The following is a 22,207-nucleotide window of genomic DNA, read 5'->3' as shown; positions in this document are numbered from 1 at the left end:
GCATTGAGCGCAGCTGAACATAGCCCCATCGCCCAGTTCGAAGTGAAACCACTTTACGAATTAGCGCCGTTTTATGGTCACGATATCAGCTTCACAAACGCTTCGCTATTCATGGTGCTTACCGTTGTAACGGTTTGGCTGTTTTACACGCTCGCTATGCGCAAGCGCGCGATGGTACCAGGCCGCTTACAAGGTCTTGCGGAAGTTACCTTCCAATTCGTGGACGGAATCGTTGTCGAAAATATTGGCCATGGTAGCCGTAAGTATTTCCCATACATCTTTAGCGTATTCATGTTCGTACTGGCCGCAAACCTGCTCGGCATGATTCCATTTTCATTCACCGTTACCAGCCACATCATCGTGACCTTCGCGCTGGGCGCTCTCGTGTTCCTTAGCGTGTTTCTGGTTGGCATTGTAAAACAAGGGCCCGTGAAATTCTTCGCGCACTTCATTCCAGAAGGTTTGCCAATGTGGATTATTCCCGTGGTATTCTTGATCGAGCTTGTCTCGTTCCTCTCGCGCCCATGCAGCTTGGCAATCCGTCTTGCCGCAAACATGATGGCGGGTCACACTCTTCTCAAAGTAATTGCGGGCTTTATTGTGCCGCTCGGTATTTTCGGCATCGCGCCGATGGTTTTCCTCGTATTGCTGACAAGCTTCGAGGTGTTTATCGCCATTCTTCAAGCGTATATTTTCACGCTGCTATCGTGCATGTATCTCGGTGAAGCCGTGCATGAGGAAGCGCATTGAGGAATAGAATTTAATTTTATCAACTTTGGAGTTTGTTATGGAAATGGAAGCATTAAAATTCATCGGTATGGGCCTTGTTGCACTCGGCATGCTCGGTGCAGCGATCGGTGTAGGCCTCGTATTCGGTGGCGCAACACAAGCAATTGGTCGCAACCCAAGCGCGGCTGGTGAAGTTCGTAAAGTAGCGATTCTCGGTGCAGTATTCGCCGAGTTCATGGGTCTGCTTTCGTTCGTACTCGGCATCATGATCGGTGGCTAAGTTGAACGCACGCACCTTCGCATTGATTGCACCGCTCGTGCTGGTAACCACACCAGCACTGGCGGCGCCTATTCCGCAGCTTGACCCCACATGGTTTGCCTCGCAGCTCTTCTGGCTGACGGTGAGCTTTGCGGTGTTGTTGCTCGTTGTGTTGGTACAAATCAACCCAACGATGCGTAAGGTGCTTGATACGCGTGACGACGCTATCCAAAGCGCATTGAAAGAAGCAGAAATGCTTCGTGCGTCTGCGGAAGCAGCAAAAGGTAGCTTTGCCCATGTTGGTGCTGATACGCGCGCTGAAGCCAGCGCGATGATCGCTCAGACATTGGCAGCAGTGAACGCGCAGCTCACGAGCGAGCAAGCCAAGTTGGACGCGACGCTCGCAACCAAATTGGCCGACGCTGAGCGCGCAACCAAAGCGGCAACGCAAAAAGCCCTCACCGAAGCAGCACTGCCAACGGCAGAGCTGGTGCAAGCCATTGCTGGCGCCATCTTGGGTAAGGACATCACAAGCGGTGACGCACAATCTGCTGTGAAGAAGGTAGCGTAATATGTTCGATTGGATCCACGAGCCAAAAAATTGGGTAGCAGTAAGTTTCGTACTGTTTCTCGTTGTATTCGCACGTTATGTATTGCCGCTTATCCTCAAAGGACTCGACGGTCGTTCTGCCGCGATCCGTGCACAGCTTGAGCAAGCAAAGCAACTTCGTGCCGAGGCTGAAGCCCTCCTTGAGAGCTACAAGCAGCAGCAAAAAGAAATGCTCGCGGAAGCTGAAAAGACATTGGCGAATGCAAAAGTTGAAGTTGAGCGCATGAAACAGCGCGCTGAAGTCGATTTGAAGGCAGCAATTACACGCCGTACCGAACAGGCGAATGAAAAAATCGCACGCATGGAAAAAGAAGCCAACGACACAGTGCGTCAGCACATGGTGGACGTTGCAATCAGCGCTACCCGCTTACTGGTTGGCGATCAGCTCAAAGGCGGCAAAGACGACCCGACCATCAGCCGCGCACTGAGCCAAGTCGAAAAACTCCACTAATTCCTCCGCGATTCGCTATGAGTCGCTGGCGCATGGCGCAACCTAAATCCTACTGAATCCCTAAAACGGAAACTTTATCGTTTCTGCATCTGCTGGAATCGATTATCACTGCATCCATGAGATATGTGTGGATTGCAGTGATGCTATTGCCCCTACCCGCTTCTGCGGGCGCATGGCTGCAAGAGGCTGGACGAACACTGCTAAGCAGGCAAGCAACGTTCTACACCACCGATGAATATTTTAACGAAGGCGGCAATGCCACTGCACAGTCACGTTTTAGTAAAGAAGAGCTCAATCTCTATGGCGAATATGGGTGGAGCGATCACCTCACCCTCGGCACGAATCTCTTTCTCAATCGCGTTTCTCAAAGTGGTGAGAGTAATCTGGGTATCGCCGACTCTGAATTTTTTGCGCGACTATTATTGTGGAAAGGAAAACACTCATTAGTATCACTACAACCACTTATTAAACTTCCCAGCCTATATGAGCAATCAGGCAGTCCGCGCGGCGGCACTAACAGTACCGACACCGAGCTCTCCTTACTGATGGGCCATAGTTTCCGCTTACTTAGCGAAACTGACTACATCGACGCACGCTTTGGTTACCGCGAACGTAGTGGACAGAAGGCACAGTGGCGAACCGATATTGCCTATGGCGTGACACTCACCGACCAATGGCAACTTGTATCGGCGATTCGCTCTATTTATGCGGTCGAGTTAGACACCCAATCATTCAGCAATAGCGGCACTTTGGATTATGATTTAGGCAAAGCGGAAATCACGGCGCTTTACCATATTGACTATTGGCAGGACGTGCAGTTTTCCTATTTCTCACATATCGCTGGTAGGCAAACAGGTGGCGGGCAAGGATTTTCACTTGGCCTCACACAGAGGTTCTGATGCAACGATTGGGCGACATTCTGGGTGCAGAACATGCCAGCGCGGTTGCAAAAGCCGTTGCACTGCAAGCACGCTTCAAAACCCGCCTCGGCCATCTGTTGACGCATTATGGATTACTCCCCCAACGCACTATTACCGAAGCCATCGCACGCCAGTATAACTTGCCGCTTGTGTGGCTGGATAACGCACCACGCGCGTACACATTATTGCGCCGTACCGACATTAGCCATTATCGCACGCGGCACTACATACCCTTCGCACTCGAAGGGAATCACCTGACACTGGCTACTTCTGAACCAAGTGAAGAATTAGTTGCATGGGCAACGCGACACTATGCCAAGCATATTACGCTCGCCGTCACCTCGCCGCGCGATATTCGCCATGCACTTGCCACCTACACTTCCACCAGCGCCACACGCAACGCGATACATACCCTGCGCCGTAAATTCAAAAACCTCAGCGCCGACCGCACCATGACACGCAACCAAATCATCAGCACTGCGCTTGCAGTGGCGTTACTGGGCAGCGCACTCTTCATCTCTACCGCTAACCAGCTTTGGTATGTGCTGATCATTCTCTGCAACGGCTTTTATCTCTCCACGCTTGCCTTCAAACTCTATCTCTATCTCATTTGGGCGGAGCTGCCACGCAGTAGGCACGCAATACTAGTGGAAGACGAAGATTTACCCATCTACTCGATTCTCGTGCCCATGTATCGCGAGAGCGAGACCACGATTCGCAATCTATTGCGCGCGATTAATAGCCTCGACTACCCACAGCATTTGCTCGATGTAAAACTGATTTGCGAAGGTGATGATGCTGAAACTATCGCCACCCTAAAAGCGCTTCACCCTGCGGAATATTGTGAGATGGTAATGGTGCCACCATCACACCCACGCACCAAACCCAAGGCCTGCAATGTCGCACTGCCTAGCGTGCGCGGTGAATTCGTGGTGATTTTCGATGCGGAGGATATGCCCGAACCATCTCAGCTTCGTAAGGCAGTGAATCGCTTCCGTGCATTGCCGCACGAAGTCGCCTGCCTGCAAGCACCACTCAATTACTATAATCGCGACGAGAATATGCTCACGCGCCTTTTCGCGATTGAATATAGCGCACTATTCAAACTCATGTTGCCCGCACTTCAGCACATTGGCATTCCAATTCCGTTGGGCGGCACGAGCAATCATCTGCGCACGGAAATACTTCGCGAAGTCGGCGCATGGGATGCATTTAATGTCACCGAAGATGCAGACTTGGGCATTCGCCTTGCCTATTTCGGCTATCGCACGCAAATGCTCGATTCCATGACCTTGGAGGAATCCCCCATCACACTCAACGCATGGTTCAAGCAGCGCGCACGTTGGATTAAAGGCTACCTACAAACATGGCTGGTTTACACGCGCGACCTTCGCAACTTACGCAAACGCCTTGGCCACACTGCTTACTATGGATTTCATTTTTTCATCGGCGCGCCTGCCCTCACCTTTTTGCTCGCGCCAGTCTTTTGGGTGATTTTCGTGATTTCCTTTTTAGGTATTTTCAGCACCCACTTGCCCGACACACTTATGGGTATGTGCATCGTGTCGCTCATCGGGGGCATTGCAAGCCACTGGCTTTATGCGCGCACGGTGATTCGTTATGAAGGCTGGGAGGGTATTGGCATACGCCATGCTGGTGTTGCCTATCCATTTTACTGGTTGCTGCACTCTGCGGCCAGCATTAAGGCATTGAAAGACCTTGTTTTTAGACCCCATCACTGGGAGAAAACCCGCCACGGAGTGAGTACGTTATTAAAAACCACACAAGAGGCTATTGACAGGGCGCGAGCGAGCCATTAGACATGCGCCTCCCGCAAGGGCTAAAGGAGAGATGTATGAAAGTAATGAGCTCACTGAAATCCGCAAAGAAGCGCGATAAAAACTGCCGCGTTGTACGCCGCAAGGGCCGTCTTTACGTCATCAATAAAAAGAACCCACGCATGAAGGCGCGTCAGGGCTAATCAGCCTATCTCACGAATAAATGTATTTCGTCGTATTCGCCGCCACGAACAGGCTGTGCGCGTGTGCTAATGCGGCTTGAGGGCACGCCCATCTCGGTCATGCTTTTCAGAATCGCCTGCGTATTATGGCGCGCGGTGGCTTGCCATTGCGCATCCAGCTTCTCTTGGCCCGTCGTTGGCACGTAGGACACCAAATCAAACATCACCGTTGGCTTCACGCCTACAGCGCGTGAAACGGCTGTGTAGAGCTGCTGTTCGAAGTAAATACGCGGCTGATTAAAGCGAATCACCACCAATGGCTTGCTCTGCGCCTGAGCGTGTGCGGCGACCATCAGAGTGAAGGCCAGCGCCATAGCAACGAAAAAACGTGATTTTGTAAGGACCATAGAGTGGTTTTCGTAGCACGGAGGAAGCTGAGATGCCAAGTAAATTCCTGCTTGAGTTTTGCAATCGACTTGGTTAGGTTGCCGCTCCCCAACGGGACTGCGCACCCGTAGCTCAACTGGATAGAGCACCTGACTACGGATCAGGAGGTTTCAGATTCGAATTCTGACGGGTGCGCCATTATTTCCAAGGCTTTCAGTAAATACATCCAGAAATCCAATCTCAAAAAGTCACCTATAAGTCACCAAACGAACAGCGTTTGATAATAACGCAATACTTAACTACATTCACGCGATGCAAAACATAGCAACAGCAATTAGCGAAAAGGATTATTTAGCAGGATCGCCGCTTGCAAATGCATTATTTGATTATGGTGATAGCGAATTAATTGCGAATTATAGAAATATACTCAATGATTTTTCACCAAATACAAAAAACAAAACCGAAGGTTTCTGGGGCGCATTAGAGGGAATTAGCAACTCACTGCAAAAATATCAAACCGCTAAATATCAGCACGATAAAATTATTACGGAATTAAAAAACCAATTATTACATCGCGTAAAAACAGGTGAATTAATAGTTTACGGATATAAACATCCGCAACATATTGAAGATGCACCCGTAAAAATACCCGTAAATATGTTTATTGCGGGTGAAATAAATTGGGAAAAATCCGAATTAAAATTCAAAAATAATGAATTTACGGGAATTAGAATTTTAGTAAGGTCGCAAAACATTACAAAAAACAGCGAAATAATTACAAAAATAATTCCCGAAAAATGTAGTTTCGCTAAATTGGATTCCGAATTACATATCGACGAAAAACATGCATCTGAATATCTCGGCATTTCCTATCGCACCTTACAAGGCTACCGCACCAAAGGCGGCGGCCCAAAATTCGTAAAAATCGGCAAAAAGACCATTCGCTATAAAGTCAGCGATTTAATCGCGTGGAGTGATGACAATAAGAAGATGAACACTTCAAAATAATTACTGAATACTATTATCTTGAGCCGATTGCTCTCGAATACGCGTTATAGCGGCCTGCAAATCACCCAATGTAAGCGCTGCATTGCCGTCGTCTGATAATGTCTCCAGAGTCCTATTACCCAAAATCGATGGATTATCGCGCAAATATTGCAGAACAATTTCAATATCCGCCGCCTCCAGTTGGTTATCTGCAAGAATTGCAGGAACAGTACGGGCTTCAGTGTCAACATAAGTAACGTTACTAAGCACAGATGAAATAGACTGAATATCAGCAACTAGAGCTGTGGCTTGCACTGAATCAAGGCCCCTGAGCAACTCGTTTTCCTCTAGTTGCGATTGTTGTAACTGCAACGCGTTCTGTTGCGTAACATATGCCTCGGCAATGATTGCATAACCTGCTTCTGAAATAAAGCCTGCACGTCTCGCTTCTTCATAACGATCACCCAGCAATTCCTGCAATGCTCCACGCGTACGGCGGCCAATAATACCGTCCTGCTCCGCTTCAGGAATGCCCGCCATAATCTGTACATGGCGGCCAAGAGTACGCTCTACACTACGCTGTAGCATAGTACCCGCTTCTGGTGTGCCTAGTCCAATTGCTTGGATTTCATCCCACTGGTTACTAGTCAATTGTTCTAGCGCCTCGCTAGTTCTTTGGCCATAAACACCGTCGATTGGCAATTCGCGATTGGCCACTGAAGCCATGCGCTGTAGTTGCATTACAAATTCTCGATTGCCAAGTAACTCAGCATTTCTATGATCACGCGTAGCATCGGCAATCAATTGTTGCCCCTGCTCACTCGCTGGACCTACACGTAAAAACTGTTGCCAACGCTGCTGATCACGCTCAGAAGGCCTATCGCCCAAAATTGCAATACGGAAGGCATTAACAGTCTGCGCATCAACTGTAGTACCCACATTCTCACGACCTATCTGACGGTTAATCTGTAGTGCATAAGCAGGATTAACACGCCAACCTTCAGGCACATTACCACCCAAAGCACTTCGTGCATCGGGGGCAATACTCGCGAACATGGCAGACTCACCAGTAACATCACGAATATTAGTAACATCTACTCCACTCGAGCTCAACAAACTCACGAATTCTTGACCTGTTGGCAATGTTAAACGTGGCGCGTATTCTGGATTAAAAAACTCCATATTACGCAGTTCGCGTATAGGCTGTGGTGGGTCATTTTTAACAATAGTTACTTGCTCGGGGTTGTTTTGCACAAACTCTTCCATCATTTGACGGATTTCTGGGTAAAGCGAGTCATGAATTTGCGACATATTGATAACATAATTGTTACCAACTTGGCGATACGTTGCACCCGTCCCTTCATCAAATATGCCAATTCTCATCATTCTAAAAAGACGTTGGGTCAGAGCGGTCGATTGCCGTGTACCGACTGGAATGACATAAACGTTCTCTTGGTTGGCAGATAGGCGCTCAATTTCTTCTTCACTAAGTCCAGCTTGTCTTTGCAAGTTAGAGTCAGTCAATGCGCGTATAATTGTTGCGCGATTGACTCCCGCACCCATTTGAAAACGATATTGATATTCAAAAACACGGTCGAAGAATTGGCGACCATGCTCTGTTGCCAAAGCATCTTCACTGATATTGGGGCGGCGCTCGTTCGCGCGTTGTTGTAATGCACGACCTTCTAAATCAATAGAGCGCTGAACAGCTGCACTGCCGTAACGGTCATTTAAACGCCCACGATACGCTTCCATCTCTGCAGAGGTTGGAATCGTAAAAGCGTCTGGCAACCCTGAAATGGGAATATTTACAACAGTAGAAGCAATATCTTCACGAGGCGCACGCTCGGTAAGTCTTCGAATTTCTTCTAACGTAAAGCCGCGAGTAATAAGGCGTTGCGTGATAGGCTGCATAACACCCGTGCGCGAAGAGATATCAACATCCGCCATGAATTCCGACCATGTTGCATGCGTAGCAAGGGCCATATTTCTTTGTATTTCTTCTTCGCTAGGTATTCGTGCACGTCGAAGACCTTGATCACGTGAAAGCCTCAAACGTACCTGTTCATGTAGCGCCTCACCACTAAGTCCACGTGTAGCAGTACGTAGCGCAGAGATACGATTAATAGCAGCAAGCGCTTCATCGTGACGCATACCTACAAACCAACGCTGTACATCATCACCGAATGCATCAGCGCTCAATACTGCACCACCAAGACCAGCACCAATACCACCAATAGCGGCTCCCCATGGACCAAATACAGCGCCACCTGCAATACCACCTGCAATACCACCTACCGCACCACCCGCTGCTGCTGCGCCACGTGAACCACTACCTGATTCATAAGCTGCACCCATTTCAAAAGCACTTGCTGCCAGCACTAGCGGAATGGCAGCACTGCCAGCAACACGTAAGACACCTGTACTTGGAATACCTGCACGACCAGCACGTATCCATGCCGCCGCTTCTGCTGCCCCTGCAATACCACCTGTTGCATTGGCAGCCATCGAAGCAGTACCATACGCAAGCTGCTCACCGCCTGCTTCTCTATCAAGCTGGTAAGTAGTCGCATATTGCAATGGTACGAATGCTAAACCAAATGCTGCGCCACCTACGGATGCACCACGAGCTCCTACAGGAATGAAGCCCGAAGGAGCTCGCACAGAATGCTCCAGAACCGATAACAAAGTTCCCCTATTTAATTCAGTTACGGGAATGGCAACGCGATCACCACTGAGAGAAAAGCTGTCTGGATTTACACCAGATCTCGCAAGACTGCTTAGAATTTGACCACGATCAATTGCATTCATGCCTCTAGGGAATGTAACCTCAAATACTTCAGCACCACCTGCATTGTTAAGTGCTAACTGAGTACCGCGCAAAATCTCAGTAAGTGCAGCAGGTGAAACGATTTGAGCATCAGGAGCGATTCTTGGCGGAACAGAACTATCTACCACGCCACCAAGGGGACGACCATCTGTAGGAAAAAGATCTGTGGGTGCAGGACGATGAGCAGCATCTGCCCATGCTTCGCCAACATCAAATGGTATGCGCTGCTCCATATCAACGAATGTTCCGATAGATTCGATAGGTGCGGTTAGTCCCATACGAGCACGCACCTCGCCCAGTTCCATAGGGTTCACCGTATCTATACTATTCCAGTCAATAGCGCTGCCATCACGCTGTCTAAAGTTCTCAACTGCGTAATCATATGCTACAGCACGAGATACGCCGCCTTCGTTTACGACCACGAAGCGTGTTTCATAGAACTGCCGTTGTACACCGCCATCTGTACCTCGATATTCCGCAGGTACACGTACTACATGGAAAGTAATCTTCGCATTCTTACGCCATACATTGCCTTCCACAGGCTCGTGGTTCTTTGGTGTGTTCGTGCCAGGCTCATACATACTCTCGTAGTTCGAACTATAGAGGTCAGGCACAAGACCTTCTCGCGTAAAGTAATTGTGTGCGTCACGCAGCGCACCATCGAACTGCTCGATATTAGCTGTAATCACACCTTCTGCATTAGGCTGACCTAAACGTGCGACCAACATATCATGGAGCTCCTGCACCTGTGAAGTTTCATCCGCAGGTACAATCAAAACGCCATCTGTAAACGGGTAGGTTTGGATATTGTAGTTCGTACCTTCAATCGTGCTCACAACATCATACCCACCGTCTGCACGCTCAGTAAAGTTGACACCCGCACTGTCCTTTGGGTTAATGAAGGTTACAGATTCAAGCGCACCAGTGTTGGGATTACGATTAACACTGGCAATACCCAGCAGCGACGGACGACCATGCGCATCCCTGATCAACCCCGGATTACCGTTGTAGCCAACTACATCCGTTAGATTGATGCGTAGCAACGTACGGCGTGACAGATTTACCGCAGGCACAGGATCAGCAGTCAAGTCATTCGCAATTACCGTGACATTAGAGTGCATGAACGTTCCGATGGATTCGACAGGTGCGGTAAGACCCATACGGGAACGCACATCGGCTAATTCAAGTGGATTCACCGTATCAACAACGTTCCAATCAATTGGGCTGCCATCGCGTTGGGTAAAGTTCTCAACTGCGTAATCATAAGCAACCGCACGTGAAACACCGCCTTCATTCACAACGACAAAGCGGGATTCATAGAACTGGCGTTGAACTCCGCCATCCGTGCCCTGATATTCCGCAGGTACGCGCACTACATGGAACGTAATATTGGCATTTTTGCGCCAAATGCTACCTTCAATCGCCTCATGACGTTTGAAAATGGCTGCTTCCGTATCATACAAATCTGCCATAGTCGAACTATAGAGATCCGCTATAAGACCTTCGCTAGTGAAGTAAGTATGCGCATCGCGTATTGCGCCATCGAACTGTTGAATATTGGCGGTAATAACACCATCCGCATTTGGTTGACCTGTTTGCGCAAAGATCAAATCTTGCAATGCTCGCACTTGGTAAAGTTCGTCTGCAGGAACAATCAATATACCGTCATTAACAGGATAGGTTTGAATATTGTAGTTTGTGCCCACAACGGTATTGACGATGTCATAACCGCCCTCTGGACGCGGGGTAAAACTAACACCTGCACTATCTTTCGGATTAATGAAGGTTACAGATTCAAGCGCACCAGTGTTCGGATTACGATTAACACTGGCGATACCCAACAACGACGGACGACCATGCGCATCTACAATCAAATCAGGATTACCATTAAAGCCCGCAGAGTCAGTTAAATTAATACGCAGTAAGGCACGGCGCGAACGGTTGACCGCAGAAATCGAATTATCTGGCAAATCACTAGCGAGAACCGTAATATTGCCAGTATTTATTGCATCCGCAGCGCTGGACGGCATCGGTACCCTAGCATCAGAATTTAACGCCAATGCTTCTACTGTCTGACCTGCATTTGCAGCAACACGTGCAATCAGCACACCATCAGCTTCAAGGCTTACATGCGAAGCAACCATCGGATGGCGCGCAAGATTCAGCCCCTCATGTGCATAACGCATTTCTGGTAAAAGCTGTGCGGAATCTTCAGGTGTGCCATACCACATCCCTTGAATTTCTGCATTGGCTAGTGGTCCATCTGATTGAAACTGAGCAAATAATCTATGGGCCAGCGTGCGCGCATTATGTTCAACACCATTCACCGTAACTGCAACATCTCGCACTTGCGCCGCATAGTTATGCGTATCAACCGTACCATCCATGACGGCAAAACGCTCTTCGATTTCTAATACACTAAGTACGGCATCAAGCTCAGCTTGTTGCTGTGGATTACGCACAAAATGCCCGAACTCTTCAGCCATCTCGCGACGTAAAGTGATTAGAGGGGTTTCATTACCCTCGCCGCCACCGCCAACCAGACTCAAACCATCGCCCGTGGCAGCATTACGACGCAGAACCACTAAGCGCGATGCTCCATCAGCAGGATGGCTAGGGATCTCAAATGTAGTCGTCGCACCCATTCTTAGTTGAGTTGAGTCTGATTCTGTCAATATAGGATTGATGACACTAGGAAGTACACTGTCTAGATAGTCTAAACCTCGCGGATGTTGCGCTAGTATTTCTTGTAAATGTTTATAACGAAGACGATTAAGTTCGATCGGATCTTGAATATTCTCAAACAATGTTCCAGAATGAGGAATGCCTTCACGACCAAGCAACTCAGCTTCACTGCCACCGAATCGAAATTCAGGATCACCACTTCCAAGATAAATAATTCTCTGGCCATCGACAACTAAACTTACTTCGTGAAAGCCTGATATTTCTCTGCCAAACGCTGTAGTAGTATCGCCATATTTATTGCGCGTAGCTGTTGCCGAGTTTTCACGAATTAATTGTCTCGCATGCTCCACATCTTCAGGAAGCATGGCAAAATAAGTGCCCCCTCTAAATTCTGCAGCAGCGCTCACAACATCTGCTTGTGGTACACTTAAATCTAGGATTTGGTTACGAAATTCAATAGCACTAGTTAGCGTCCGTGAAGAAGAAGGATCACCCACAAAGAACTCGACGCTTGCAACGCCAGCTTCACGAGCAATCGTTCGTCCCATGTATCTAGCAATACTTGCGCGATCTCTTCCAGTAAGAGAATCAGATTCATTTACAGTATAAAACACCGCATACTGTCGGCCGCCACGCTCAATAATCTGATGCGTCATTGGTAGCCCGTGATTGGAGAAGTAACCGTCAATTACAGATTGCACACGCGATGCATCTGCTGCATCAGTTAAGAAAAATTCAGGACGAGAAGGTAACGGCATAATTTCTGCAGCTGTTGGCGATGATTGGCTCAACACCAAAACATCGCGAGCAAATGCAGAGTTATCAATAGCTGCAAGCGATGGGGGTGATTCTACTACACTCGCTACACCCGCTCTAAAATCCACGTTAGCTTGAGATTGCTCACCACCCATCAGACGAACAATTGGATTAATCTCAACACCTGAAGCAATCCGTGCACGCTCAATGGCGGCACCTGCATCCGTCGCAGACACAAGGTTATTGCCACCCCCGATGGCATTGCTTCGAAGTGTTGGCATGTAGAGATTCGTTATACCTGCGGCTTGCGCCGCTCGGAAGGAAGCTTGCGAAGCACTCTCCACCGCAATACGCGCACGCTCCGCCAAAGCAGCTTGTAATTCAGCTGTAGTAGCTGCAGATACTTCCTGCGCTGGCATGAACGTACTAGCAAAAACAATATTGCGGCCATCTACGCGAACAGCTCGCGCCTCACCTAATGGGATTCGTACTTCGATAGAACGGCCATCTGGCATCTCACGAGTACCTACAACGGGTAAATTGCGATAGGCTTCCTCAATAGCATTCGCCAACGATCTCTGTTCCGATGTCAGGTCATAATTCTGACCAGAGACCATGCGAGAAATGTTATTACCAGTTACACCTTCGTAGGTTTGTATTACCACGCCATGCGTAGGGTCCACTGGCATATCGCTTATGATAATTGGTCCATCTTCAAAACGCAGACCAGCAGCGTTATTGGCGGCAGCAGGTGCCGCCGAATTTCTTCCGAAGAAATCCCTAAACCATCCTATGATTCCTGAGCCCTGTGGTGGCATTGCCTAGCCTGATTATTGTTCTATCTCAGGACATTGTGGCTTAAATTAGTTAGAATTTTATTAATATCCGCATTTTTATGCGCGTGCCAAAAAAAAATACAAGCAATTGATTTATAATGATTTTTCCTCTTTTGCCTCGAGCAATTCAATCACGTACTTAGCCCACAAATCTAGGGCTTCACGTTTTTCTTCGAAATAATCGTGGCGATTATAAACCGCAGCAACGCCACTAATAATTCCCGTTTTATGATTTAAAACACTCTCAATCACATGCGGTGCGATTTTTAATCTCGCCATGCCGCTTGCAACTGTGCGACGTAAGTCATGAATCGTCCACGGCTGCATTTCAGGAGGGCGTTTCGCACGCGCTTTATTAATGCGCGCATCAAGCTCAGCCTTATCGCGCGAGAAATTCTCAAACGGGCGAAAACCTGTACTGCTAAATACATAATCGCCAAGATTGATTATTGAATTAAGCACCTCCAACGCTGCATCCGACAACGGCACTTCTTGGCGGCGGTTGGATTTCGTGAATTCTTGCGGAATCGTCCAAATCTTTTCTTTTTTGTCGAAATCACTCCACCGCATCGTCGAAACTTCACCACGACGCTGACCCGTAATTAGTAGAAACTTGATAATCGAGCTAAATGGATAATGCATTTCGTCCACGGCGCCCCAAACTTCGACAATTTCACTATCACTAAGAACACGATCACGGCTTTTTGCACGCGCAGGGCGTTTAATCGCGATAGCAGGCGAATACTCGATTAACCCACGCTCCACACACCACCCGAAATAGCGCTTTAGCGCTGCAAGGGTGCGATTCGCCATAATCCCTGCCCCGCGCTCCATAACATCGTCGAGAATTGTTACCAAATCTTGTCGCTTAACCTCGTCTATTGGCGTTTTACCGATAACAGGTAAAATATCTTTTTGAAAAATACGGTGCGTTTCTTTCCAGTGCTTATTGAAACGTTTCGCATATTTTTCGAGAAACTCGCGATAAACTTTTTCAACAGTGTTTACATTTTTCTTTTTTACGGCCTTACGTGCAAGTAGCGGGTCTTTACCGTCTGCCACCTCCCCTAGCCGCTTACGCGCAATATCCTTAGCTTGGTCAAGTGTAATTTTTCCATATTGACCGATCGTAAGCAGGCGCTTTTTACCATGCTGCCTATAAGACAAAATAAATGCCTTCTTGCCGCTTGGATAAATACGCACGCCGAAGCCAGACATTTCCGCATCCCAGCGAATATCTTTTTTCTCAGACGTTTCAAATGCGAATCCGTCGATTGTCTTTTTTGTCAATTTTATATGCATACTCATCGCTGGTCAGAGAGTTAAAAAGTCACCAATAAGTCACCACGAGAGAACGTAAATGAGCGTATCAAAATTAACAATTAAATTAATAAAATAACATAATTTTACTATTTTTCAGTATTTTAATAAGCACGCGCGCGCACGTGGGAGAACTAGGCTAAACTGACTACGGATCAGGAGGTTTCAGATTCGAATTCTGACGGGTGCGCCATTTAATAAAAAGCCACCCTTGCGGTGGCTTTTTTGTTGAATCGCATGCGTCATCTGAATGTCGAATCTTATTCGACCATACGCTTAACGAGCAAAGCGAGTTTAGCATTGGCGCGCAGGCAACGCCGAGCACATTTTGACGGGTGCGCCATTATTCCTTAATGATTTCATAGTGTATCTTAAGCACTTCGATACTTTCGATACCCACTGGTGTGCGCAACTCCACCATATCACCTATCGTTGATTTCATCAGCGCGCGTGCGACGGGCGATAGCCAACTAATATGCCCGATCTCCGCCTTCGCTTCGTCAACCCCGACAATTTTCACTCTCACCTCGCGCTCGTCTTCGCGCATATAGGTTACTGTCGCGCCGAAAAATACATGCTCTAAATGCTGCTGCCCTTCGGGGTCCACCACCTCCGCACTCTCGATGCGCTTGGTGAGGTAACGCACGCGCTTATCAATCTCACGCAGGCGCTTTTTGCCATAAATATAATCACCATTCTCCGAGCGATCACCATTACCAGCCGCCCATGAAACAATCTCAACTATCTTCGGGCGCTCTTTGTAGAGCAACTCACGCAGCTCTGCCTGCATCGCTGCGAAGCCTGCGGGTGTCATATAATTTTTGGTGCCTCTGGGTAATGCGTCTGCATCGTCCGCATCATCATGCGGTTCGTCGCCATCACCCTCTTTCGTGAATGCTTTGCTCATCAAGAGCTACGTTTACCGATAATCCCCGTCGAGAGCAATACGCCACCCGCAACTAGTGCAATTCCCAGCGCATCGGTCAGTGTGGGGTCTTGTCCCAGAATTGGGATAGCCGTAAGCGTTGCAATCACGGGAATCATGGGAATGAAGGCGCTCGACGCGCTCACACCCAATAGCTCGACGCCACGATTATACGACATCAGTGCAAAGACACTATTGATGATGCCCTGATACACCGCCTGAAACAATGCTGCGTCCCAATTATGAACACTGACATTGATGGGCAAGAACAGAAAATAAATTGGCAGATAAAGCAGCGCGGAATAGACGCAGACTGCTGCCGCAACATGAATGGGGTCAAGCTTCCACGCGCGCATAAAAAGCGCATAAGCCGCCCACATGGAGCCACCAATCAGAAACAGTAAATGCCCCAACGCGATATTGCCCGCCGTAACATCGCTATGCAGAATATCAACGATAACGAGTACGCCGATGATACTAATCGCAATACCAGAAAGTTTGAGTCGCGAGCTTTTCTCACGCAGTAAGAGAATGCCACCAATCGTCATCAATGCGACGCAGGAGCTATTGATAAGCCCCGCCGCGTGCGAAGCAGGTGCGAATTTCATGCCATAAATGGTGATGGTGTTATAGGTTGCACCCATCAGACAGGCTAGCCAAACGCCGCCCCAAATGCCCCATGGCCCAACCCGCCAACCTTTCTTCATCAGTAGCGGCAACATCACCAATCCTGCCGTGCCAAAGCGCAATGCGGTAATGTCATAGGCAGAAAGTGAGCCGCGCACCCCATAGCTGCTCACAATCATCCAGCCACTCCAGACCATGACAGCAAACAGCACGAAGCATATGCCGCGTGTGCGTTGGTCTAAGGCTTGAAATGAGGCTCGGAGCGAATGCATGGTTTTTCATTAACGTGTCGCAGGTTGACCGACAATCAGATTGTTGGAAACATCCTGTTCTACTATCATGCCGCCATGACCCAGCCCGCATTTCTAAAAAAACCGCTTGAAAAAATGACCCCCGCAGAATGGGAATCACTATGCGACGGCTGCGGATTATGCTGCCAAATACGAGTCGAAGACGAGGATACGGGCGAAATCGCGCTCAGTAACGTCGCCTGCAAATATCTATGCTTGAATAGCCACCAATGCACCGACTACGCCAATCGGCAAACAAACGTCGCGGATTGTGTAAAAGTAACCCCCGAAAACGTCGCCGAACTTACCTGGTTGCCACATACCTGTGGCTACCGCCTCGCCTACCTTGGCGAACCTCTCCCAAGCTGGCATCACCTTGTGTGCGGCGATAAAAACCGCGTCCACACTAAGGGCCCGTCAATGAAGGGAAATATCATCAGCGAAGAGGAAGCCGACTGGCAATAATTTCACCAAACTGTCACACTTGAAGTGGCGCAATTTCGATAGACTCAGGGGTGTAGAAAACCGTAAAGGAGCCTGCCATGAGTCAGGAAGCTTTGGCCAAAACCGATGGCGCAGAACCCGTTGCAACGCCAGTTGCAACCACACCGTCCGAGCCGATCGCACTGCCAAAAGTGGAGAATCGTCCACTATTGCTGATGTATCGTGATGCTGACGGAAAACAGCAAGTCATGATTGCTGGCGACGGTAACGGCAGTTGGCTTTTGCCTAAACTCCATGAAATCCCGCGCGACAATCTCGATGCACACCAGCATATGGTCATTCCTAAAGCCAATGTCCAAATCATCGATTTTGGTACCACTAAACCTACTATCTCGCTCGACCATCACGCTGTCTGCTCTTGGGTGCCAATGGATACAGCGCAGAAAATTCTTGGCCGTCAGTGGCAATCCCTTCAAACTGAATCCACCAATCCGAACGAAGCGCTGCAAGCGCGTATCAACCAATTATCTGAAGCGCTCGATGCCGCTATCGCTACGGAAACCAAACCACATGCCTCTTCATGTGGTGGCTGCCATAGCTGCAACGCCGATACGCCAAGCACCACTGCCATGGCGAGTTCTGCGCGCCACTTAGGTTCGAAGACACCAACGCAATCAATGCTAGCAATGCTCTCTGACAAAACACAAACCCAAATTGGTGCCGCATATTAATCATGGCAGGCTTTTTCAGCAATCTGTGGAATGACTTTGCCAAAGCCTATGAAGGCTTTGAAAATCGCATGGAAGATATGTTCCGTGGCAAAGATTTTTCGGGCTATGCGCTGCCACTAGATGCCATCGCCAATGAAATTGACCCTCGCTTTGTACCACGTGTTCCCATGAGCGATGAGCGCATCGATATTCAAAGCAATTTAAGCATGAGCTTTCGCGGCTTCAAACACGCTAAGCTGGTAACCGAACAAACCCATCCCGAATTTTTTGCGCATTGGAAAACGCTATGCAACCGCGCAGGCTTCATTGCGCCTATGCAGCTTATGATTACGGAAAGCGACGTACCTCAGGCTTCGGCTCTGTCAGCAACGGAAATGATGGTAAGCACGGGATTATTGCGCACCCTCACCTACCGCGAAGTCTGCGGCGTATTAGGACATGAGTTGGCCCACGCTAAAAACATGAAACCCCACCGCGACCAAAATGCGGCAACTGCATTGGGTGTGGGAGCAACCGCAGCCATTCTACCATTTCTGGGGCGCACGCCTGCAGGTGCCCGTATTTGGGGACATGTCGCATCGCGCGTCGTAGGCAGTAGCATAAGCGGCGTAGTCGGCGGACGTGCGGCTGAAAAAATTAATGGCTACTCCAGTGAATTGCAGGCTGATTTTGAAGGCGCCATTATTAGCGGTGACCCCGATGCCTTAGCAAACGCACTGATTAAACTTGATAAGACCAAGCCAAAACTTCCGTTCTGGAAAGAAGCACAAAAGCAAATTAACGCGATTCACCCTGAAGTTTCAGAACGCGTAAAATGGCTCAACGAAGTCAAGCAAGAGCTGCAAGCCGCAACATCCAACCCTACCGTTACCAGCACGCCTGCCTTGCGCATCAGCACCGAGCAAAGCAGCGCCGAAAGAGTATCGACAAATCTGCTTGAAGCCGCTATTTAGCGGCATATGAGCACTATTGCCGTAAGCACATTCTATCATTTTGCGCCACTCAGTGAACCAAACGCACTGCGCACACCACTACTTGCGCGCATGAAAGAGCTTGGCATCAAGGGCACAATCACCATCGCGCCCGAAGGCATCAATGCTACGATTTCAGGTGCTAAAGAAGCCGTGGAAGGTATGGTCGAGCATCTGCGTGCCATGCCGCAATTCAAAACGCTCAATCATCGCATCAGCTATTTCACCAACCCGCCTTTTGGCCGCAGCAAGGTGAAAGTGAAGCGCGAGCTGATTTCACTCGGCGCCGAAGCCAACCCATCCGTATGTGTGGGAAAATACATCGCGCCAAAAGACTGGAATGCCATTATCACTGCGCCTGACGTAGTGACCATCGATACACGCAATGATTATGAATTCGACATCGGGCACTTCAAAGGCGCGATCAATCCCGCCACCAAAAATTTCAAGGAAATGGTGAAATTCACTAAAGAACATCTCGACCCGAAAAAGAACAAGCGCGTCGCCATGTACTGCACGGGTGGTATTCGCTGTGAAAAATATTCTGCTTATCTGCTGACGCAAGGCTTTGAGGAGGTCTACCACCTCGAAGGCGGAATATTGGCCTACTTAGAACAAATGCCCAAGACCGAGAGCTTATGGGAGGGACATTGCTACGTATTCGATGAACGTGTCGCCGTTGGACACGGCCTTACCAAGTCCGAAGGTGTGGTAATGTGTATGGGTTGTGGCCGCGCCTTGTTCAAAGACCAAACCTGCCCGAAGTGCTAGCATGACCTGCCCAACGTGCAAAAAGCCTAGCGCTGCTGATTTCAAGCCATTTTGCTCGAAACGCTGCCGCGAGGTAGACCTGAATCGCTGGTTCACGGAATCCTATGCCGTTCCCGCCGTGGAGCTGGATGATATCGACGATGACGCGATGGAAGAAGCACTCCGCACAGCAGACAAAAACCTAAGCGATTGACTTGTATTAATCATCTATGCAACTACTACTGGTTTCATGCACCTTCAAGTATGGAGCCTTTATGGCGCGTATTGCACAACTCTTGGCACACCCCAACGTACATAAAAACAGACAGAGACTACTGAACGCATTTCGTTTTGTGTTTGGTTTTGACTCACAGTGGCGTGACTCACGCCCTTCAGAGCGATCCATTGGCCTTGTGCGAATTGGGCTTTTTATTGCTGTGGGCTGGGTGAACTTGATTGTGCACGACGCAATGTTGAATGGAAATATCGTCGAATTTGCACGCCTTCGCGCAGAAGGGAATTATACGCCTTTTGGTCTGCTGATGCTATTTGGTGATACACCACCCGCAGCAACCTTCTGGTTAGTGGTACAAGCTATTTCATGGGTCAGCACATTCATGGCCATTATCGGTCTTGCCACTCGCCCCGCCATGATACTCAGCACTCTATCGGTACTTTTTCTGGTATTATTGGACGCATCCCGTTTCATCGCCTGGTCCCATCCATATAATGTCATTTTTCTGTGCGCCATTCCCTTTATGTTCGCCAATGCTGGAAAATCACTCTCGCTTGATAAATGGCTGGCCTCTAGAAAACCCAACTATTACTTTGCGCCGAAAAATACGCCCGTCCTGTGGTCGGTGCTGGCTGTACAATATAGTGCCGCGCTTTTCTATTTTGGAGCATTTTGGGCAAAGTTAGTCGTAACCAATGGCGGCTGGGATTACGTATTTTCCGATAGCATGAGGCACATACTAGCCATCACGTGGTATGGTTACGTTGAAATGTCCGTGCCTGCACATGTTGTGGCACTTGGCTCCATCCCATGGTTATGGCAGCTTATTGCTGCCATCCACTTGTTGATGCAGGCTATCGTTCTGAGCGTGATATTCTCGGTACATCGCCCCAATGCTAGACTGTTCGAGGGCGTAGTCTTTGCGCTGAGTTGCATAGGCCTGTATGCGCTGATGAGCGTGAGTGACCCGTGGTGGTTACTGCTTATTATTTCCTTTATTGACTGGGATTATTATCTGCCAAAATTACGGCAATGGGCGCTCATAAAACTAGACGCCACCTCGCACCAAACATCACACGCACCTATCCCACAGCAAGCGGCTGCCCGCCCCAGAATTTTAATGGCATGGCTTGCTGCTTTCTATGGAGTGTATGCGGCTGGATTCTTATCACAAAAAGCAGACGAGCTTGGTATTTATCCGTTTTCCGACATGAACATGTACGCGGCTATCTATGCCTTGAAACCGTATGATCAGCACCTGCCATATGTCGACATTATGCGCGGGAACATTACCATTGAGCTACCTTCAAAAGAATGGAGCATGAACATGGAAAATGGTCGCTGGATACGCACCGATCAGATGAGCCCAATGATACGCCAGCAGATGCTGCCTCGTATCTCAAGAAAGACAACGCGGGAAGACCCTGTATTGATATCCAAAGATGGTGCCACCCTTCGTTTCTTGAATATACCTGATAGCTACCCGCTACTGGCAAGGGAAACTGATCTTGAAAAACTCGAATACAGTATGAAAGAGTTTTTGAATTGGCTCAGCCCTCTGCCACAATTACCTAAAGAATCTATGTTAGTCTTGCGTCAGCAGACCGTAGCATTTAGCGCCTACCCGCAGCCACTGGGAGAAAAATCGATATTCCATTCTGGTATACGGGCCGTGTATGAAATTGGCAGTGGCCGCTTTGTCGGTGCTTCCCCTACGTTCGATGTGGCAATGCGAAGAATATACCTCAACGGCGTCGGCATTACGGATGTAGGGCCTGTCGAAGTGAGTGCAGGCGTGCTTGAAGTGCCGTCACCATTGCCTTATGTAACTGCTAAAGGGCACTGGGTAGATGGTAATACGTTTGAAATTGATAAAGATTTCTACAAGTCATTTGAAGGCAAGCTCGTGAATATATTGATACATGCTAAAACAGACTTAGGGCCTCAGGTTATTGATGGTCCGTTAGTGCGGTGGTAATGAGCGCAACCCTCGATTACTTCAACACGACCTATGGCGATGCTGCCATCATCGCCTATGATGGCGATTGCCCGATGTGCAAGCGTTACGTACGCTGGGTGCGCCTCAAACAATTGGCCAAACAGTTGCACATGGTCAATCTACGCGACCTTCCCACCGATGTTCTGTCGGCCATTAGCAACGAATATAATCTCGATGACGGCATGCTCTTTGTCATGGATGGCAATGTATATTACGGGCAGGACGCCGTACATCGCCTCGCCTTACTTTCCAGTGGCAGCAGCCTGTTTAATCGTGTGAACCGTTCGATCTTTAAGCATGAGCTTCTTTCCAAAGCCATTTACCCATGGCTCGTGCGCGGACGCATCGTGCTGCTTAGGTTACTGGGTCGTAAGATGATTAATGAGTAAAATGGTGGCCAGAGACGGGATTGGCGCGCTACGCTTGCCTTACCTCGGCCTGTTGGCCTCGGGTTGAACAACGTTCGCTCCCGAACTATTCATTATTTCCAAAAAACAAAAGGGCG

Annotated in this window: 20 protein-coding genes and 2 tRNA genes; 17 read left to right on the top strand and 5 right to left on the bottom strand. The window is 48.8% G+C overall.

Translation table 11 applies throughout. The annotated features are described in order from the left end of the window. The first annotated feature begins 3 nt into the window (after positions 1-3). The 7 genes from J0M34_01155 to ykgO all read left to right on the top strand — a co-directional run bounded on the left by J0M34_01155 (position 4) and on the right by ykgO (position 4,950). On the top strand, positions 4-750 hold the full coding sequence (locus J0M34_01155) for a F0F1 ATP synthase subunit A (GenBank protein MBN8542853.1): 747 nt from the start codon (positions 4-6) through the stop codon (positions 748-750). 37 nt (positions 751-787) lie between these two features. Beyond that, the gene (locus tag J0M34_01150) at positions 788-1,009 is read left to right on the top strand and encodes a F0F1 ATP synthase subunit C (GenBank protein MBN8542852.1); all 222 of its coding nucleotides are present in this window, start codon (positions 788-790) and stop codon (positions 1,007-1,009) included. Position 1,010: 1 nt separating this feature from the next. Next, positions 1,011-1,559 (top strand): hypothetical protein, encoded by a 549-nt coding sequence (locus tag J0M34_01145; GenBank protein ID MBN8542851.1) that lies wholly within the window; start codon positions 1,011-1,013, stop codon positions 1,557-1,559. A 1-nt stretch (position 1,560) separates the two neighbouring features. Beyond that, positions 1,561-2,049, top strand: coding sequence for a F0F1 ATP synthase subunit B (locus J0M34_01140; GenBank protein MBN8542850.1), 489 nt, complete (start codon positions 1,561-1,563; stop codon positions 2,047-2,049). 116 nt (positions 2,050-2,165) lie between these two features. Further along, on the top strand, positions 2,166-2,948 hold the full coding sequence (locus J0M34_01135) for a hypothetical protein (GenBank protein ID MBN8542849.1): 783 nt from the start codon (positions 2,166-2,168) through the stop codon (positions 2,946-2,948). Next, positions 2,948-4,789, top strand: coding sequence for a glycosyltransferase (locus tag J0M34_01130; protein MBN8542848.1), 1,842 nt, complete (start codon positions 2,948-2,950; stop codon positions 4,787-4,789). Before J0M34_01135 ends, J0M34_01130 begins: the two co-directional genes overlap by 1 nt. A 35-nt stretch (positions 4,790-4,824) precedes the next feature. Continuing rightward, the gene (gene ykgO / locus J0M34_01125; GenBank protein ID MBN8542847.1) at positions 4,825-4,950 is read left to right on the top strand and encodes a type B 50S ribosomal protein L36; all 126 of its coding nucleotides are present in this window, start codon (positions 4,825-4,827) and stop codon (positions 4,948-4,950) included. Positions 4,951-4,955: 5 nt separating this feature from the next. Here the strand turns inward: ykgO and J0M34_01120 are convergent, their stop codons facing one another. Continuing rightward, the gene (locus J0M34_01120; protein ID MBN8542846.1) at positions 4,956-5,336 is read right to left on the bottom strand and encodes a hypothetical protein; all 381 of its coding nucleotides are present in this window, start codon (positions 5,334-5,336) and stop codon (positions 4,956-4,958) included. A gap of 101 nt (positions 5,337-5,437) precedes the next feature. Between J0M34_01120 and J0M34_01115 the strand changes: the two genes are divergently transcribed. Both J0M34_01115 and J0M34_01110 read left to right on the top strand, forming a co-directional pair. Next, positions 5,438-5,514, top strand: a tRNA-Arg gene (locus J0M34_01115). 459 nt (positions 5,515-5,973) lie between these two features. Beyond that, positions 5,974-6,324: a helix-turn-helix domain-containing protein gene (locus J0M34_01110; protein MBN8542845.1), complete on the top strand. Its 351-nt coding sequence runs from the start codon at positions 5,974-5,976 to the stop codon at positions 6,322-6,324. Here the strand turns inward: J0M34_01110 and J0M34_01105 are convergent, their stop codons facing one another. Together J0M34_01105 and J0M34_01100 are read right to left on the bottom strand one after the other, a co-directional pair. Next, entirely contained in the window at positions 6,325-13,392 is a 7,068-nt protein-coding gene (locus tag J0M34_01105) for a hypothetical protein (protein ID MBN8542844.1), read from the bottom strand. A gap of 111 nt (positions 13,393-13,503) precedes the next feature. After that, the gene (locus J0M34_01100) at positions 13,504-14,700 is read right to left on the bottom strand and encodes a site-specific integrase (GenBank protein MBN8542843.1); all 1,197 of its coding nucleotides are present in this window, start codon (positions 14,698-14,700) and stop codon (positions 13,504-13,506) included. 149 nt (positions 14,701-14,849) lie between these two features. On the opposite strand from J0M34_01100, the gene J0M34_01095 reads away from it, so the two are divergent. Beyond that, positions 14,850-14,923 (top strand) — tRNA-Ser (locus J0M34_01095). Positions 14,924-15,073: 150 nt separating this feature from the next. On the opposite strand, the gene greB is transcribed toward J0M34_01095, so the two are convergent. Together greB and J0M34_01085 are read right to left on the bottom strand one after the other, a co-directional pair. After that, positions 15,074-15,637, bottom strand: a complete 564-nt coding sequence (gene greB, locus J0M34_01090) for a transcription elongation factor GreB (protein MBN8542842.1) — start codon at positions 15,635-15,637, stop codon at positions 15,074-15,076. Then, positions 15,637-16,554 carry a DMT family transporter gene (locus tag J0M34_01085; protein MBN8542841.1) on the bottom strand — a complete coding sequence of 306 codons (918 nt, stop codon included), beginning with the start codon at positions 16,552-16,554 and terminating at the stop codon, positions 15,637-15,639. The genes greB and J0M34_01085 overlap by 1 nt, the downstream gene beginning before the upstream one ends. Positions 16,555-16,629: 75 nt before the next feature. Here J0M34_01085 and J0M34_01080 point away from each other — a divergent pair, with 75 nt between their 5' ends. The 7 genes from J0M34_01080 to J0M34_01050 all read left to right on the top strand — a co-directional run bounded on the left by J0M34_01080 (position 16,630) and on the right by J0M34_01050 (position 22,091). Beyond that, positions 16,630-17,037 carry a YcgN family cysteine cluster protein gene (locus J0M34_01080; protein MBN8542840.1) on the top strand — a complete coding sequence of 136 codons (408 nt, stop codon included), beginning with the start codon at positions 16,630-16,632 and terminating at the stop codon, positions 17,035-17,037. Positions 17,038-17,114: 77 nt separating this feature from the next. Next, complete coding sequence (locus J0M34_01075; protein ID MBN8542839.1) at positions 17,115-17,747, top strand: hypothetical protein; 633 nt, start codon at positions 17,115-17,117, stop codon at positions 17,745-17,747. 2 nt (positions 17,748-17,749) lie between these two features. After that, a complete protein-coding gene (locus tag J0M34_01070) occupies positions 17,750-18,700 on the top strand; it encodes a M48 family metalloprotease (GenBank protein ID MBN8542838.1) in 951 nt (316 codons plus the stop codon). A 6-nt stretch (positions 18,701-18,706) separates the two neighbouring features. Continuing rightward, the gene (locus J0M34_01065) at positions 18,707-19,489 is read left to right on the top strand and encodes a rhodanese-related sulfurtransferase (protein MBN8542837.1); all 783 of its coding nucleotides are present in this window, start codon (positions 18,707-18,709) and stop codon (positions 19,487-19,489) included. 1 nt (position 19,490) lies between these two features. After that, positions 19,491-19,682, top strand: coding sequence for a DNA gyrase inhibitor YacG (gene yacG, locus J0M34_01060; GenBank protein MBN8542836.1), 192 nt, complete (start codon positions 19,491-19,493; stop codon positions 19,680-19,682). A 139-nt stretch (positions 19,683-19,821) separates the two neighbouring features. After that, the gene (locus J0M34_01055; GenBank protein MBN8542835.1) at positions 19,822-21,681 is read left to right on the top strand and encodes a hypothetical protein; all 1,860 of its coding nucleotides are present in this window, start codon (positions 19,822-19,824) and stop codon (positions 21,679-21,681) included. Then, the gene (locus J0M34_01050; GenBank protein MBN8542834.1) at positions 21,681-22,091 is read left to right on the top strand and encodes a DUF393 domain-containing protein; all 411 of its coding nucleotides are present in this window, start codon (positions 21,681-21,683) and stop codon (positions 22,089-22,091) included. The genes J0M34_01055 and J0M34_01050 overlap by 1 nt, the downstream gene beginning before the upstream one ends. Positions 22,092-22,207 lie beyond the last annotated feature (116 nt).

This window comes from Alphaproteobacteria bacterium (assembly GCA_017302575.1).
Classification (GTDB): Bacteria; Pseudomonadota; Alphaproteobacteria; order Rickettsiales; family UBA3002; genus JAFLDD01.
The sequence above is the reverse complement of the archived record's forward strand: the minus strand, read 5'-3'. Positions and strand labels throughout refer to the sequence as shown.

Coding starts and splice junctions, on each gene's coding strand:
- J0M34_01150 (MBN8542852.1), top strand. CDS start 788: ATGGAAATGGAAGCATTAAAATTCATCGGTATGGGCCTTGTTGCACTC.
- J0M34_01120 (MBN8542846.1), bottom strand. CDS start 5,336: ATGGTCCTTACAAAATCACGTTTTTTCGTTGCTATGGCGCTGGCCTTC.
- J0M34_01140 (MBN8542850.1), top strand. CDS start 1,561: ATGTTCGATTGGATCCACGAGCCAAAAAATTGGGTAGCAGTAAGTTTC.
- ykgO (MBN8542847.1), top strand. CDS start 4,825: ATGAAAGTAATGAGCTCACTGAAATCCGCAAAGAAGCGCGATAAAAAC.
- J0M34_01135 (MBN8542849.1), top strand. CDS start 2,166: ATGAGATATGTGTGGATTGCAGTGATGCTATTGCCCCTACCCGCTTCT.
- J0M34_01065 (MBN8542837.1), top strand. CDS start 18,707: ATGAGCACTATTGCCGTAAGCACATTCTATCATTTTGCGCCACTCAGT.
- J0M34_01070 (MBN8542838.1), top strand. CDS start 17,750: ATGGCAGGCTTTTTCAGCAATCTGTGGAATGACTTTGCCAAAGCCTAT.
- J0M34_01110 (MBN8542845.1), top strand. CDS start 5,974: ATGTTTATTGCGGGTGAAATAAATTGGGAAAAATCCGAATTAAAATTC.
- J0M34_01085 (MBN8542841.1), bottom strand. CDS start 16,554: ATGCATTCGCTCCGAGCCTCATTTCAAGCCTTAGACCAACGCACACGC.
- yacG (MBN8542836.1), top strand. CDS start 19,491: ATGACCTGCCCAACGTGCAAAAAGCCTAGCGCTGCTGATTTCAAGCCA.
- J0M34_01105 (MBN8542844.1), bottom strand. CDS start 13,392: ATGCCACCACAGGGCTCAGGAATCATAGGATGGTTTAGGGATTTCTTC.
- greB (MBN8542842.1), bottom strand. CDS start 15,637: ATGAGCAAAGCATTCACGAAAGAGGGTGATGGCGACGAACCGCATGAT.
- J0M34_01050 (MBN8542834.1), top strand. CDS start 21,681: ATGAGCGCAACCCTCGATTACTTCAACACGACCTATGGCGATGCTGCC.
- J0M34_01075 (MBN8542839.1), top strand. CDS start 17,115: ATGAGTCAGGAAGCTTTGGCCAAAACCGATGGCGCAGAACCCGTTGCA.
- J0M34_01080 (MBN8542840.1), top strand. CDS start 16,630: ATGACCCAGCCCGCATTTCTAAAAAAACCGCTTGAAAAAATGACCCCC.
- J0M34_01130 (MBN8542848.1), top strand. CDS start 2,948: ATGCAACGATTGGGCGACATTCTGGGTGCAGAACATGCCAGCGCGGTT.